This is a genomic window from Sphingobium sp. FW306-1B-F04DB (genome assembly GCF_058781925.1).
The window spans coordinates 1-15,418 of record NZ_JBYSXE010000046.1 but is presented as its reverse complement, the minus strand read 5'-3'; the positions used below and the strand labels follow the sequence as shown (position 1 = coordinate 15,418).

Here is a 15,418-nt window from a genome sequence, read left to right as displayed (position 1 = left end):
TTAGCCCTCCTGGCCTTCGGTCGCTTCGACGGGAGCCTCGGCCTCGGCCGGGACGTCCGCAGGAGCGTCATTGTTGGAATTCGCGGCCTGCTTCAGGCCGGCGGGATACGGAGCATCGCTGTGGCGCGGAACCTTGACCGCGTCCTTGACGAGCAGCCAGGCGCCCTTCGAGCCCGGCACCGAGCCCTTCACGAAGATGAGGCCGCGCTCGACGTCGGTCGAAACGATCTCGAGGTTCTGCTGCGTGCGCTGACGGTCGCCCATGTGGCCGGCCATCTTCTTGTTCTTGAAGACGCGGCCCGGATCCTGACGGTTACCCGTCGAACCGTGCGCACGGTGCGAGATCGACACGCCGTGGGTGGCACGCATACCACCGAAACCCCAGCGCTTCATCGCACCCGCGAAACCCTTACCCTGGGTCTGGCCGGCGATATCGACGAGCTGGCCGGGAACGAAGTGATCGGCAGCGATGACCGCGCCGACATCGAGCAGCGCATCGTCAGCGACGCGGAACTCGGCGACGCGCGCCTTCAGCTCGACTTCGTTCTTAGCGAAATGCCCGCGAACGGGCTTCGAAACGTTTTTCGCTTTTGCGGAGCCCGCGCCCAGCTGGACGGCAACATAGCCATCGCGGTCCGCTTCGCGGCGCGCAACAACCTGACAGCCTTCGAGCGAAAGGACGGTGACGGGCACATGGCGGCCATCGTCCTTGAACAGGCGGGTCATCCCCATTTTCTTCGCGATCACGCCAGTGCGCATGATCCTTGCTCCTTATACAGAGGCCCACGGAACCATTTCCGGGGGCGTGCCAGCCCAATAATGTGATGCGTGCCCCGCCTGGGCTGATCCCTTTTCAGGGAGAGCGGGGGACGCAGACCGCAGCAAAGCTGCGCGGTATCCCTTGTATCGTGCCGGCTCAGGCCAGCTTGATCTCTACGTTCACACCCGCGGCGAGGTCGAGCTTCATCAGCGCGTCGACGGTCTGCGGCGTGGGCTGCACGATGTCGAGCAGCCGCTTGTAGGTGCGAACCTCGAACTGCTCCCGCGACTTCTTGTCGATGTGCGGGCCGCGGTTCACGGTGAACTTCTCAATGCGCGTCGGAAGAGGAATCGGACCGCGAATAAGGGCGCCGGTGCGGCGCGCCGTGTCGGCGATGTCGCCAGTTGCCTGATCCAGCACTCGATGATCGAACGCCTTCAGGCGAATACGGATATTCTGCGTTTCCATGTCCACTACCAATGCGAAAGAGCCAAACCCCGCCCGAAAGCGGGGTGAAAACTGTTACTATTAAAAGGCGAGCCGCCCGATTCCCGTAGAGAGAATCGGGCGGCTGCGGTGCCCTATATTACTTCGTGATCGTTCCGACAACCCCTGCGCCGACGGTACGACCGCCTTCACGGATTGCGAAGCGAAGACCCTGGTCCATCGCGATCGGCGCGATGAGCTTGACGTTGAGGGTCACGTTGTCGCCGGGCATCACCATCTCGGTACCCTCGGGGAGGATGACCTCGCCGGTGACGTCGGTGGTGCGGAAGTAGAACTGCGGACGATAGTTCGCGAAGAACGGCGTGTGACGGCCGCCCTCTTCCTTCGACAGCACGTACACTTCGGCCGAGAAGTCGGTGTGCGGCGTGATCGTGCCGGGCTTGGCCAGAACCTGGCCACGCTCGACTTCCTCACGGCCGACGCCACGGATCAGCGCGCCGATGTTGTCGCCTGCACGACCTTCGTCGAGCAGCTTGCGGAACATTTCAACGCCGGTGACGGTCGTCTTCTTGGTGTCCTTGATGCCGACGATCTCGACTTCCTCGCCAACCTTGACGATGCCGGTCTCGACACGGCCGGTGACGACGGTGCCGCGGCCCGAGATCGAGAACACGTCTTCGATCGGCATCAGGAAGGGCTTGTCGACCGGACGCTCGGGCTGCGGGATGTAGGCGTCAACCTGCTGCATCAGCTCGAGAACGGCGTCGTGGCCGATCGTCTTGTTCGAGTCTTCCAGCGCGGCAAGCGCCGAACCCTTGACGACGGGGATGTCGTCGCCGGGGAAGTCGTACGACGACAGCAGCTCGCGGATTTCGAGCTCGACGAGCTCGAGGAGCTCTTCGTCATCGACCTGGTCGACCTTGTTCATGAACACGACGAGCGCGGGAACGCCGACCTGGCGCGCGAGCAGGATGTGCTCACGGGTCTGGGGCATCGGGCCGTCAGCGGCCGACACGACGAGGATCGCGCCGTCCATCTGCGCCGCGCCGGTGATCATGTTCTTCACATAGTCGGCGTGGCCGGGGCAGTCGACGTGCGCATAGTGGCGCGCTTCGGTCTCATACTCGACGTGCGCGGTCGAGATGGTGATGCCGCGCTCGCGCTCTTCGGGCGCCTTGTCGATGTTGGCATAGTCGACGAAGGTTGCGCCGCCGGTCTCGGCCAGAACCTTCGTGATCGCGGCCGTCAGCGACGTCTTGCCGTGGTCGACGTGACCGATGGTGCCGATGTTGCAGTGCGGCTTCGTCCGCTCAAACTTAGCTTTCGCCATTTATCTAACCCTCGTCTTTCTGTCCCAAGCTCAATTGGCTCAATATTAAAATCAGGCGAGCTTCGCCTTTACTTCCTCGGCGACGTTCGCCGGGACCTCGTCATAGTGCGAGAACTGCATGGTGTACTGCGCACGCCCCTGCGTGAACGAGCGAAGCTGGTTCACATAGCCGAACATGTTGGCCAGGGGAACGAGAGCTTCAACCACCTGCGCGTTGCCGCGGCTGTCGGTGCCCTGAATCTGCCCGCGACGGGAGTTCATGTCACCGATCACGTCGCCCAGATAATCCTCGGGCGTCACAACCTCAACCTTCATGATCGGCTCGAGCAGCTTGATGCCCGACTTCTGGGCCGCTTCGCGCATCGCGCCACGGGCACAGATTTCGAACGCCAGCGCCGACGAGTCGACGTCGTGGTACGCACCGTCGGTCAGGTGCACCTCGAAGTCGATGATCGGGAAGCCGATCAGCGAGCCGGTCTCGGCGGTCTCGCGGAAGCCCTTTTCCACCGACGGGATATATTCGCGGGGGATGTTGCCGCCCTTGATCTCGTCGAAGAACTGGTAGCCCGAACCGCGCTCGCCGGGGATCACGGTGACCTTGACGCGGCCGAACTGACCCGAACCACCCGACTGCTTCTTGTGGGTGTAGTCGATGTCGACCTTCTTCGCGAGGTATTCGCGATACGCCACCTGCGGCGCGCCGACATTGGCCTCGACCTTGAACTCGCGCTTCATGCGGTCGACGAGGATCTCGAGGTGAAGTTCGCCCATACCCTTGATGATGGTCTGGCCCGACTCATGGTCGGTCGAAACGCGGAACGAGGGATCCTCGGCAGCCAGGCGGTTGAGCGCGATGCCCATCTTTTCCTGGTCGGCCTTGGTCTTGGGCTCCACCGAGAGCTCGATGACCGGATCGGGGAATTCCATCCGCTCAAGGATGATCGGGTTCTGCGGATCGCACAGCGTGTCGCCCGTCGTGGTCTCCTTGAGACCAGCGATCGCGACGATGTCGCCGGCAAACGCCTCGTCGATGTCCTCACGCGAGTTCGCGTGCATGAGGAGCATACGGCCGATCTTTTCCTTCTTGTCCTTCACCGAGTTCAGGACGGTGCCCTTTTCGAGCTTGCCCGAATAGATGCGCGCGAAGGTGAGCGAGCCCACGAAGGGGTCGTTCATGATCTTGAACGCAAGCGCGGAGAACGGCGCCTTGTCCTCGGCCGGACGCGAATCCGGGGTCTCGCCGTCGAGCTTGAGGCCCTGAACCGCGGGAATGTCGAGCGGCGACGGCAGATAGTCGACAACGCCGTCGAGCAGCGGCTGGACGCCCTTGTTCTTGAACGCCGAGCCGCACAGCACGGGCACGAACGAGAAGTTCAGCGTGCCCTTGCGGATCAGCTTCTTGAGGGTGGCGGTGTCGGGCTCGTTGCCCTCCAGATACGCCTCCATCACGTCGTCGTCCTGCTCGACCGCCATTTCGATCAGCTCGGCGCGCGCCGCTTCGGCTGCGTCCTTCAGGTCATCGGGGATGTCCTGATATTCGAACTTCGCACCCAGCGACTCTTCGAGCCAGATGATCGCGCGGTTCTCGACGAGGTCGACGAGGCCCTTGAAACCACCCTCGATACCGATGGGGAGATAGAGCACCGCAGGACGCGCGCCGAGGCGGTCCTTGATCATGTCGACGCAACGCTCGAAGCTCGCACCGGTGCGGTCGAGCTTGTTGACGAAGCACATGCGCGGAACCTTGTACTTCTCGGCCTGGCGCCACACCGTCTCGGACTGCGGCTCAACGCCGGCAACGCCGTCGAAGCACGCAACCGCACCGTCGAGCACGCGCAGCGAACGCTCGACTTCGATAGTGAAGTCGACGTGGCCGGGGGTGTCGATGATGTTGATCCGGTGATCGTTCCAGAAACAGGTCGTCGCGGCCGACGTGATCGTGATGCCGCGCTCCTGCTCCTGCTCCATCCAGTCCATCGTCGCGGTGCCTTCGTGCACTTCGCCGATCTTGTAGGACTTGCCGGTGTAATAGAGGATGCGCTCGGTCGTCGTGGTCTTGCCGGCGTCGATGTGCGCCATGATGCCGATGTTACGGTATCGGTCGAGCGGATGGCTGCGTGCCATTGTCATAAACTCCAAAGCCGGGGCGCGGCCCCGGCGTTCAAATTACCAGCGATAATGCGAGAAGGCGCGGTTGGCTTCGGCCATACGATGCGTGTCCTCACGCTTCTTGACCGCGTTGCCGCGATTGTTCGCCGCATCGAGCAGCTCGCCCGAAAGGCGTGCCGACATGGTGTTCTCGCTGCGCGCGCGCGCGGCCGAGATCAGCCAGCGGATGGCAAGCGCCTGGGCGCGGTCCGGACGGACCTCGACGGGAACCTGATAGGTCGCACCACCGACGCGGCGGCTGCGGACCTCGATGCCCGGCTTCACATTGTTGAGCGCGTCATGGAAAACGCCGATCGGATCCTTCTTGGCCTTGGCCTCGACGGTTTCGAGCGCACCATAGACGATGCCTTCGGCGACGGCCTTCTTACCGTCCAGCATGACGCTGTTCATGAATTTCGAAAGAACCTGATCACCGAAACGGGGGTCAGGCAGGATTTCCCGCTTCTCGGGACGACGACGACGAGCCATATCAGCTAAACCTTCTTACTTGGGACGCTTCGCGCCGTACTTCGAACGGCTCTGCTTGCGATCCTTGACGCCCTGCGTGTCGAGCACGCCGCGGAGAACATGGTAGCGAACACCGGGAAGGTCGCGAACGCGGCCGCCGCGGATAAGCACAACCGAGTGCTCCTGAAGGTTGTGACCTTCACCGGGGATGTAGCTGATGACCTCGCGCTGGTTCGTCAGGCGGACCTTGGCCACCTTGCGAAGCGCCGAGTTCGGCTTTTTCGGGGTCGTGGTATAAACGCGGGTGCAAACGCCACGCTTCTGCGGGTTTGCTTCCATCGCGGGCACCTTCGAGCGTGCCTTCTGGGGTTCCCGACCCTTGCGGATCAGCTGATTGATCGTTGGCATGAAGCCTTCACCTTCTAAGTTACTTTGCCAAAGCCCATGACATTCAAAATGCAAAAAGGACCCCGGGCGCCAAATCGGCCCCCCAGGCCTTCACTCGCTTCAGCAATGTTCAAGCTCTATGTCTTGCCCTGCAAAAGGACAGCGTCTGGATGGAGAATCCACCACCAGCCCGCAGGACGGGGCGGCCTATAACGATGGAGTCGGATGCGGTCAACCTGCGCGTTTCGGCGGCACTGCATCCGCATGGCGGGACCGGGATCAGGTCCGCGCGACGCCCTGCTCCTCGATCGACCGGACATCGCCGTCACGGTCGATCTCGGCCGTCTGCTCGCGTTCCTCGCGGACATGCCCGGGATGCCGGGGTGCCAGACGAAGGACGAGGAAACCTGCCAGCGCCGAGACCGTCGAGCCGAGCAGCACGCCGAGCTTGGCCTCCTCGACAAGCAGTGGATTGCCCGGAAAGGCGAGCGCGCCGATGAACAGGCTCATGGTGAAGCCGATCCCGCACAACATCGCGACACCATAGACCTGCAACCAAGTCGCGCCCCGCAGCGTAGTCGCGATTCCCAGCCGCACCGATACCCAGATACTGCCGAAAATGCCGATCTGCTTGCCGAGGAACAGACCTGCGGCGATGCCGAGCGGCAATGGCGCGAAGATCTGCGCCAGCCCCATGCCCTGCAGCGACACGCCGGCATTGGCGAAACCGAACACCGGCACGATCAGATACGCGACCCACGGATGCAGCGCGTGCTCGAGCCGGTGAAGCGGCGACTCTTTCGAATCGGGTGCGCCGGGCGTCTTCACGATCGGGATCGCCATCGCCGCGAGCACGCCCGCGATCGTTGCGTGCACGCCCGAAAGCAGCACCGCGTACCAGAGCAGGGCAAAGGCGATCAGATAGGGCCAGAGCGCACGTACGCCGAGCCGGTTCATCGCATACATCGTACCGAGCACGACGCCGGCAGCCGCGATCGCCAGTCCCTTGATGCTCGCGGTATAGGCGATCGCGATGATCGCGACCGCGCCCATGTCATCGACGATCGCGACGGTCGTCAGGAACAGCTTGAGCGAGGTCGGCGCGCGCGATCCGAGCAGCGCGAGCACGCCGATCGCAAAGGCGATATCGGTCGCCGCCGGAATTGCCCAGCCTGCGTGCAGTGCCGAATCCTCGCGCGTGAAGGTCAGATAAAGCAACGCGGGCACGATCATCCCCGCCGCCGCCGCGATCACGGGCAGTCGTCGCTGCTTCCAGGTGGAGAGCCTGCCGTCGATAAACTCGCGCTTGATCTCGAGCCCGACGAGCAGGAAGAACACCGCCATCAGCCCGTCATTGATCCAGAGGTGCGGCGTCATCGGCCCGAGCTTGTCGCTCAGCACCGGCCCGGTCTCGGCGTGGAACAGATGATGATAGGCGTCGTGGAGCGGGCTGTTCGCCACGATCATCGCCAGCGCCGCCGCGATCATCAGGATGATGCCGCCCGCTGCCTCGCTCTGGAGGAAATCGCGCAGCGCCGAACGCGCGCCCTGTCGTGCGGCCATCGCCTTACCCCTTCGGCACCCTCTCTAGGAAAGAAGGCCCAAGGCATTCAAGGAAAACATGCGGGTCAGCGCACCGTGAACATCAGGCTGTCGATCGGCTTGCCCGCGGGATCGAGCAGGACGAGCCGGTGCGCGCCCGGTCCCGCGAGGACGAGCGGCCGCCCGTCGGCGGCGCCCAGATCGCGGCGGTCGAGCACAAGACGGTGCCCTGTCACCTCCCCCGCGACCATCACCGCCATCCGCTGGCGATCGACGGGGATATCCGGGTCAAGCGCATAGACGCTGCCCGCGACCGGGCTGGTGATGCGCGGGCGTCGAGCGGTCGCGGGCGCAGCGCCGACGAGCGCCTGGCCCGTGCCTTTCAGGAAATATTCGGTGCGCGGCGGCTCGATCGCGTCGGCAAAGGTGATGCGACGCTGCTCGATTCCCCGCGGCGCGGGCGGCGCCCTGCCCGGCCGGTCGGCATGGAGCGCGCGCATCACGTCGCGCCAGACGGGCGCGGCGCCGCTGGTGCCCGAGACCGCGCGCATCGAATCGCCCTCGAGATTGCCGATCCAGACCGCGACGGTGTAGCGGTCCGAAAAGCCGATGCACCAGTTGTCGCGCATCGCCTTGGAGGTCCCGGTCTTCACCGCCGCCCAGAAGGGGAGCCTCAGCGCGCTGTCGAGCCCGAAGGCACGCGCACGCGCATCGGGATCGGCGAGCATGTCGGCGACGATCCAGCTCGCCTGCGGCGTGAAGACGGGGCGCGATACCGTGTGCGGTGCGTCCGTCCTGATGCGCAGCGGCGACCAGCGCCCGCCCAACGCGAGGGCGCGATAGGCGGCCGCCTGTTCGAGCAGCGTCACCTCGGCGGAGCCCAGCGCGAGCGAGAAGCCGTAATATTGTCCGTCCTCGGTCAGCCCATGATAGCCCGTGTCCCACAGCCGGTCGCGAAAACTGTCGACACCCGTCAGCACCAGCGTGCGCACCGCGGGCACGTTCAGCGATCCGGCAAGCGCGCTGCGCACCGAGACGGGCCCCTTGAAGTCGCGGTCATAGTTCTGCGGAACATAAAGCCCCGAAGCGGTATCGAGCTGGACGGGGCTGTCGTCGAGGATCGATGCGGGGGTGAGGTAGCCGCGCTCGATCGCCTGCGCGTAGAGGAAGGGCTTGAGCGTCGATCCCGCCTGCCGATAGCTGCCCGCTCCATCGACCGCCGCCGCGGTCGAGGCACCGCCGACCCCGCCGACATAGGCGAGCACGTCGCCGCTGGCATTGTCGACGACGACCACCGCGCCGTCGCGCGCGCGGTCGCTGCCGAGCCCGCGCAGCTGCCGCGTCAGCGCCGCGACCGCGATCCGCTGCGCGCGCGTGTCGAGCGTGGTCTTCAACTTCATCCCCGGCGCGGCCAGCAGCTTCTGCGCCAAATGCGGCGCAAGCCCCGGATCGAGCGCGAGCTGACGCGCGGGGCCGAGCATGGCGGCCTCCTCTGTCCGCAGCGCGGGGCACTCCTCGGGCTTGCCGAGCGCGCAGGCACGCCGCGCCAGTTGCTGCGGGCCCGCGCGCGGATCGGGCAGCAGCGCAACGAGCAGCAGCGCCTCGGTGCGACCGAGCGCGTCGGGGGTCTTTCCGAACAGCGAAAGCGCCGCCGCGCCGATGCCCTGCGCCTCGCCGCGATAGCCCGCGAGATTGAGATAGACCTCGAGGATCTCGTCCTTGGACCAGTGATCCTCGAGCGCCATCGCCGCGCGCATCTGCCGCGCCTTGTCCCGCCAGCCGCGCGCGCCGGGCGCGGCGAGCTCGGGCGCGAGGAACGCCGCCACCTGCATCGACAGCGTGCTCGCGCCGCGCGCGCGCTTTCCTTCGATCCGTGCGCGCAGCGATCCGAGAACCGCGAGCCAGTCGACCCCGCGATGGTCCTCGAACCTCTTGTCCTCGGCGGCGATCAGCGTCTCGCGCACCACCGGCGCGATCTGGTCGAGCGGCGTCCAGGCGAGCCGGCGCGCCTCGAAATCGACGCGCATGCTGTCGATCAACGCGCCGTTGCGGTCGTAGAGCCAGGCTTCGCTCGGCTGCCAGCGTGCCTTGGCTGTGGCATAGCTCGGCAGCGGCGGCGGTACCGTGAGGAACCACAGCACGGTGAAGGCGATGAAGGCGAGCGCGGCAAGGGCCCACAAGACGTGCCGCCGCGTGATCGATGCCGATCTCATCCACGTCATGCCAGCGAAAGCTGGCATCTCCCGACCAGATTGCGCCTTGTCCTGGCACAGATCCCAGCTTTCGCTGGGATGACGGACTTGGACGGAGATTTCATCGCAACACCACCTCCATCGGCGCATTGGGAACCGCCGCACGGATATCGGGCGAATAGAGCGCCTCGACCCGGGTCGGCGGCAGCGAGAAGCGGCCGACGCCGTTCAGCCGCACCGCATAGGACACGGTGAAGCGCCCGCGCGGTACCCATTCGAAATAGCCGCGCCAGGCATCCTTGCCGCGCTCGACATAGCTGGGCTGCACACCCTCGCCGCCTTCCCCGCCGAGCTGGGCGAGGATGCTCGACTGGCCGCCGAGATTGCCGACCACGGTCGCGCCCGGCGGGACGGGATCACTGATCACCACCCAGTTGCGCTCGGCGGTGGCATCGACGGTGATCGTCACCTTGAGTACGTCGCCGCGCGTGAAACGCCCCTTCACCTTCTGCTCGATGGGGGTGACGGTCCGGCTCACGCGATAGCCGGCGAACAGCGCACGCGTCAGCGACACCGCGGCGCGTACCGAGACAAGCGCCCACGGGCCTTCCCCGCCCGCCTGCTTCAGCACGAGCGGCGACCGCGCCGCGGGCAGCCTCAGCATCAGCGGCGGCGCGTCGACCGCCTGCGGCCAGCCGCGGCTCAGCGTCTGGCCGCCCAGCGTGGCGGTGGTCGTGCCCGCGACCGCGCTTGCGGGATAGAGGCCCGCGAACTTCCGGACCGCGATCGCACCCCACGCGTTGGCGGTGGTGGTGTCCCAGTGCCCGAGTTGCTGGCGCATCGCAGAGGCCGCCATCAGCCGCGGGCCCTCGTCCTGCCAGCCGGGCTTGCCGAGCGTGGCGGCGAGCACCTTCATCGCCATCTCGTCCTCCGACGACATCAGCCACCAGGGCGCGCTGTCGCCGTCAGAGAAGTCGATGCGCGAGCCTTCATAGACGAAGCGCTGCCGGAGCGCGGCCTGCGCCGCATTGCGGAGCTGCGCCTGGTTGGGCAGCCCCCCGATCCGGTCGATCGCGACGAGCCAGTCGGCAAGCACATTGGTCGGCATGTCCTGCGGCGAAAGCCCGATCTGGCCGAGCATCTGCGGCGTGGCCGCCCCGTTGCGCGCAAGCGCCGCAAGCGCCGCGATGCGATTGAGCCGCGCATCGCCCGACCATGCGTTCTCGCGCTTCAGCCGGCCATCGATCACCGCCTGCATGGCGGAGACCATCCGCGCCTTTGCGCCATCGGGGATCGCCCAGCCCGCCTCCGCGGTCATCGACAGCACATAGGCGGTCAGCGCCTCCGAACCCTGCAACTGCTCCATCGGGAAGTAGCGCAGCAGCCCGTCATTATCGAGATAGGCAGGAATCTCGCCCGAAAGCCGGCCCCATGCCCCCTGATCGCCGAGCACCACTGCGCGCGACAATTGCTGCTCGAAACAGCCATAGGGATAACGCGCCATATAGTCGCGCACCCCCGCCATCGGCGGCGCCAGCGTATCGGACAGGCGCACATCGACGCCGCCCAGCCCCGGCAATGCGCCCGCGGGCGCCATCACGGGCAGCTGCGTGCCCGCCGGATTGATCCGGAGCAGTGTCGCCGCCCATGTCTCGACGGGTACCGCGGGCACGACATCCTGCATCACCGTGATCCGGTCGACCGCCTTGCCGTCCGCGGCGCGCGCCTCGACGGTCCATTCGAGCTTGTCCACATTGGCGGGCGCGGGCAGGTTCCACGTCACCGGCGCCGCGCGGCCCGGCGGCAGCGTCACCGTCAGCGGCTTGCCCGTCGCGACCGCGGGGTTGAGTTTCACCGTCGCGGTCACCGTCATCGGACGATCCGAAGCATTGCGCAACGTGAAGCTCGCACCGAAGAAATCGCCGGTGCGCACCAGCAGCGGCACGCCCGAGAAGATCGAAAGATCCTGCGACGTGCGGACCGAGACGTCGCCGGTTCCGAACAGCGAGGTTCCATCGGTCGCGATTGCCACCAGCCTGAACGCGGAGAGCGAGTCGGAGAGCTGCACCGGGATCTTCGCATGACCCTGCGCATCGAGTTTCACGCGCCCCTTCCACAGCAGCACCGGGCGGAAGTCCTCGCGGTTGAGCGCGGACAGATCACCGCCGCCCCCGCCGCCCGCCTCGACCGCCTTCTTGCCGTAATGCCGCTTGCCGACGATCTGCGTCTGCGCGGTCGAGGTCAGCACCGACAAGGGACGCTCGCCCATCATCGCGTCGATCAGATCCCAGCTGGGATTGGGCGAAAGCTGCAGCAGCGCCTCGTCCACCGCGGCGAAGGCGATCTCGGCGGAGTCGGCAGGCTTGCCGCCCGGCAAAGTCACCGCGACGTCGACATTCGCGGTGTCGCGCACCGAATATTTGCCCTTGTCGGCTTTCACCTCGACACCCAGTCGGTGCGTCTCCCAGCCCACCGACACCTTGGCGATACCCAGCCGGTAGCTTGGCTTGGCGAGGTCGACCAGCGCGGTCGGCTTGGCGACGTCGCGCGAGAAGAACGGCAGGTTCCAGCGCCGCGCCAGATCAGCGAGCCAAAGCCTGAAGCCGCCGACGCGCCCGCGCACCGCCATCACCGAGACATAGACGTCGGGCGCATAGGCGCCCGGCATCTTCACCTCGACCACGGGATCCTTGCCCGACAGGTTTGCCACGAAGCTCGACAGCACGCCTTCGCGCTCGACCGTCACCAGCGCGGTCGCCTCGCGAAAGGGCATGCGCACCTGGAAGCGCGCGGTGTCGCCCGCCTTGTATTCCTTCTGCTCGGGGATCAGGTCCATCCGGTCGCCATTGTCGCCGCCGAACCACCAGTCGTCCTCGCCCGCGAGCCAGACCGATGTCGTCGCGCGCGCCACGTTGCCGTCATCGTCCTCCGCTGTGGCAACCGCATAGACCTCGCCCGACACGCCCGGATCGAGCGCGCATTCAGCGAGCCCCTGCGCGTCGGTCGACACCGCGCAGTTCGCATCGATCTTCGTCGTGCGCGCCTGGTTGTCATAGGCGTAGAAGCCGCCGATCAGCCGTCGCCGCGCGGTGAGTATCTCGCGACTGTACAGGTCGACCTTGATGCGCTTGCCCTTGATCGGACGCCCTTCTGTGTCGATCGCGACGAGCTTCAGGCGAAGATCGTCCTCCTTCATCATCCAGCCATCGGTCTTGATGCCGACACGGACCGCCGAAGGGTAAAGCGGGATCGTCCGCGTCGCGGTCAATATCTCGCCATTGGCGTCCTCATAATCCATCTCGACCGTCATGTCGGTGAGGCTGTCGAAGGTGACGGGGATATCGATCGTCGCCTTGGCCGTTCCCTCGCCGTTGAGTGTCACGGGCAATGTCTGCGCGGGCGGCAGCGGCGCGTCGATCTCCTCGCCGTCGCCGTTGAGCGGCACCGTGCCTTCCTTGATCAGCCGCCCGCCGAAGCTCCACCCATCCCAGCCTTTGGGCACGGAGTAGCCCGGCGAGAAGGCGGTGCGCAGCCGCACGGGCAGCCCGCCTGCGCCGCCGCCCGAAAGATAACCGACGAACAGATCGAGCGGCAGCTGCTTCGGCCGGATCGCCGCCTCCTTGGGTCCACTGACCGTCGCCTTCATCGTCGGCAGGCGAAACTCGTCGACCTTGACCGACTGGTCGGTCCAGATCGTCTTGTCGCCATTGACCACCGAGATCGCATAATCGCCCATCGGCGCGCCCCTGGGCGCGGTCCAGCTCGTCTCGCCGATGCCGTCGCCACCGATCGTCAGCGGCAGCTCGAACTCGGTGCCCGACCCGCTGTGGCTGAGCTTGAGCGTCCCGGTGAAGCCGCCCGCGAAGCGGAAGCCCTCGGCGACGGGCGAGCGCACGATATGCTTCATGTTCACCGTCTCGCCCTGGCGGATCAGCGTGCGATCGAAGACGGTGTGGAAGATGTCGCTGCTCTCGCTCCAGCCATAGGGCAGATCGAAATCATAGGGGCGGATCCCTTTGCCCCAATTGGTGAGCGTGAAGCTGAAATCGTCGCCCTTGCGCGCTGAGACCATCAGCGGATGCGGATTGTTGGCGCCTTCGCAGCTGCCATAGGTTTCGGGCTCGGGGAGTCCGTTGACGCCAAGTTGCCCGCCCGGCCCGCTCTTCCCTTCGGCGAGCACCCTGCCCGTGCAGCTGTCGGTGACGCGCAGGTCCGCCCCCGCGACGGGCTTGCCGCTGTCGAGCGCGGTGACCCAGACCAGCGAGCGCCCGCGGCCCCATTTGAAATGCACGCTCATATTGGTGACGAGCGCACCCGCGGTGACATAGCGCGGCACATCGCGCCCGAGCAACGCCATGCCCAGCCGCGGGCTGGCGAACTCGACGACATAGAATCCGGGTCTGGTCAGCGGCACGCCAACCACCTCGAAATCGCGGCCCTTGCCGGGCAGGCCGATCTTCAGCGGACTGCCCTTGCCCGCAATCAGCGCCCTGGTGCCGGTATAGTTGACCGTCACGTCCTCGCCGCCCCGCTTCTCGGTGCGGAAGTCGTTTTCGCTCGCCTCCTCGATATCGCGCAGCCATCTGGCGATCTCGCCGTCCGATCCGGCAACGCGCAGGCTCTGGCCGGTCACACCCAGATTGCGCCCCTGCAGTTCGGGCTCGACATTGCGGACCGTGACGGGAAGGACCCCGCCCTCCCCCAGCTCGACGATCCCGAAATTGGCCGCGAACTTCACCAGCGGCGGCGCGTCATCGAACTTCACCTCGAGCGGGAAGCGCTGCTGGTTGACGAGCGGGCGGCCGCTTTCGTCCTTCACGCCCGCGGGCAGGATCAGTTTCGCGGTGGTGGAGGCGGGCAGCGGCGCCTCGAAGCTCACCTGCGAGACCGTGGCGGCACCATCATTGTCCACCTTGGGCGTCAGCGTCTTGCCGCCGGCGGCCTCGATGCGGATCGCCTTCGCCGTCTCCACGGCTATCGGCGCGCTGAAGCGGACCCACGCCCTTTGCACCGGATTGCACCCCGCCTGCGGATTGACGCGCGAGCATTCGAAGCGCGCCGCGAACTCCTTGCGCACGGTGAAGTCGAAGCGCTGGTCGCGTCCGGCGATCCGTCCCGCTCCGCTGATCGCCTGTCCCCACACCACCGCCATGTCGCGCCCCGGAGGAAGCGGACGCCGGCATTTGACCGCGGTGACCGTCTCCCAAGCCCTGCCGCGTTCCGCTGCGTTTTGGGGGATCGCCTCGGGCAACCCGGCTTCGTTGAGGAAATTGGTGACGCGGTAATTGTCCTTGCCCAGCCCCGAGAGCACGGTGTCGACCACCTCGGGCTTCAACACGTCGAGCGGGATCTTCTCGCCCACGCCGTCGACCGCGCAATAGCCGTTGGCCGCGACCGAAGCCGCGTCGGGCCGGACATTGGTCGCAACGAGGAAGATCTGATCCTCCTCGATATCGCCGTCATATTGGCCGGGCAGCACCGCGCGGACCGAAGGGCCGCCGGTGTCGACGGTGAACTTGCGCTGGCCGCTGATCGGGCTGCCCGCGAGCGTCTTCAATCCGTCGTTGAGCGCGAAATCGCACGAGACGCCACCGGGCAGCGCGCGTTCGAAATCCCAGACCCAGGTTCTGGGATCGATCCAGCGCCCCTCGCCGCCGACCGCACAGCTTACCTTGGCGGGGGCGGTCGCGCGCGGATCGCCGAGCGGAACCATGTCATCGGAGAAGCGCAGCGTGAAGCGCTCGATCGCGCCTCCACCCGCGCCCGGCGTCGCCAGCACCACCTGCGCGGTCTGGTCGCCCGAAGCGGCAACCGGCGCCAGTGCCAAAGCAAGAATCGCGAAACGCCAGGCTCGTGTCAGCATCCGAGTCTCCCCTTGCGAACGCCGGAGAGTGACGTGAATCTGCGCCCTAAGTCCAGATAATAAGATGATTTTCGATACTACTTGCCAAGAACATAATCATTTCGGATGCTTATCGAATCCGAATCGGGGCTGTCGGATATGGGGGGGTGGATTCAACTGGTCATCGCAACACCTTCTAATTTTGAAGGATGAGGAGGTGTGTGATGGTGACATCGCGGGTTCATTTCACGTTGGCCCAGAGGGCGGAGCTGTGGGAACGCTGGAAGCGCGGAGAAAGTGTT

At 65.8% G+C, this 15,418-nt stretch carries 9 protein-coding genes; all 9 read right to left on the bottom strand.

All coding sequences use genetic code 11. The features are described 5' to 3' along the window. The 9 genes from rplC to AC3WJD_RS16995 all read right to left on the bottom strand — a co-directional run bounded on the left by rplC (position 1) and on the right by AC3WJD_RS16995 (position 15,137). The gene (rplC, locus tag AC3WJD_RS17035) at positions 1-759 is read right to left on the bottom strand and encodes a 50S ribosomal protein L3 (RefSeq protein ID WP_492747913.1); all 759 of its coding nucleotides are present in this window, start codon (positions 757-759) and stop codon (positions 1-3) included. Positions 760-916: 157 nt separating this feature from the next. After that, positions 917-1,228, bottom strand: coding sequence for a 30S ribosomal protein S10 (rpsJ, locus tag AC3WJD_RS17030; RefSeq protein ID WP_222989363.1), 312 nt, complete (start codon positions 1,226-1,228; stop codon positions 917-919). Positions 1,229-1,346: 118 nt separating this feature from the next. Beyond that, positions 1,347-2,537, bottom strand: a complete 1,191-nt coding sequence (gene tuf / locus AC3WJD_RS17025) for an elongation factor Tu (protein ID WP_492747912.1) — start codon at positions 2,535-2,537, stop codon at positions 1,347-1,349. Between the two features lie 51 nt (positions 2,538-2,588). Continuing rightward, positions 2,589-4,661: an elongation factor G gene (fusA, locus tag AC3WJD_RS17020; RefSeq protein ID WP_492747911.1), complete on the bottom strand. Its 2,073-nt coding sequence runs from the start codon at positions 4,659-4,661 to the stop codon at positions 2,589-2,591. A gap of 42 nt (positions 4,662-4,703) precedes the next feature. Further along, positions 4,704-5,174 carry a 30S ribosomal protein S7 gene (gene rpsG / locus AC3WJD_RS17015; RefSeq protein WP_492747910.1) on the bottom strand — a complete coding sequence of 157 codons (471 nt, stop codon included), beginning with the start codon at positions 5,172-5,174 and terminating at the stop codon, positions 4,704-4,706. A 15-nt stretch (positions 5,175-5,189) separates the two neighbouring features. Continuing rightward, positions 5,190-5,561 carry a 30S ribosomal protein S12 gene (rpsL, locus tag AC3WJD_RS17010; RefSeq protein ID WP_106639566.1) on the bottom strand — a complete coding sequence of 124 codons (372 nt, stop codon included), beginning with the start codon at positions 5,559-5,561 and terminating at the stop codon, positions 5,190-5,192. A 258-nt stretch (positions 5,562-5,819) separates the two neighbouring features. Then, positions 5,820-7,103 carry a Na+/H+ antiporter NhaA gene (nhaA, locus tag AC3WJD_RS17005; RefSeq protein ID WP_492747909.1) on the bottom strand — a complete coding sequence of 428 codons (1,284 nt, stop codon included), beginning with the start codon at positions 7,101-7,103 and terminating at the stop codon, positions 5,820-5,822. 65 nt (positions 7,104-7,168) lie between these two features. After that, positions 7,169-9,295, bottom strand: a complete 2,127-nt coding sequence (pbpC, locus tag AC3WJD_RS17000) for a penicillin-binding protein 1C (RefSeq protein WP_492747908.1) — start codon at positions 9,293-9,295, stop codon at positions 7,169-7,171. 100 nt (positions 9,296-9,395) lie between these two features. Further along, the gene (locus tag AC3WJD_RS16995; protein WP_492747907.1) at positions 9,396-15,137 is read right to left on the bottom strand and encodes an alpha-2-macroglobulin family protein; all 5,742 of its coding nucleotides are present in this window, start codon (positions 15,135-15,137) and stop codon (positions 9,396-9,398) included. Between the last annotated feature and the right edge of the window lie 281 nt (positions 15,138-15,418).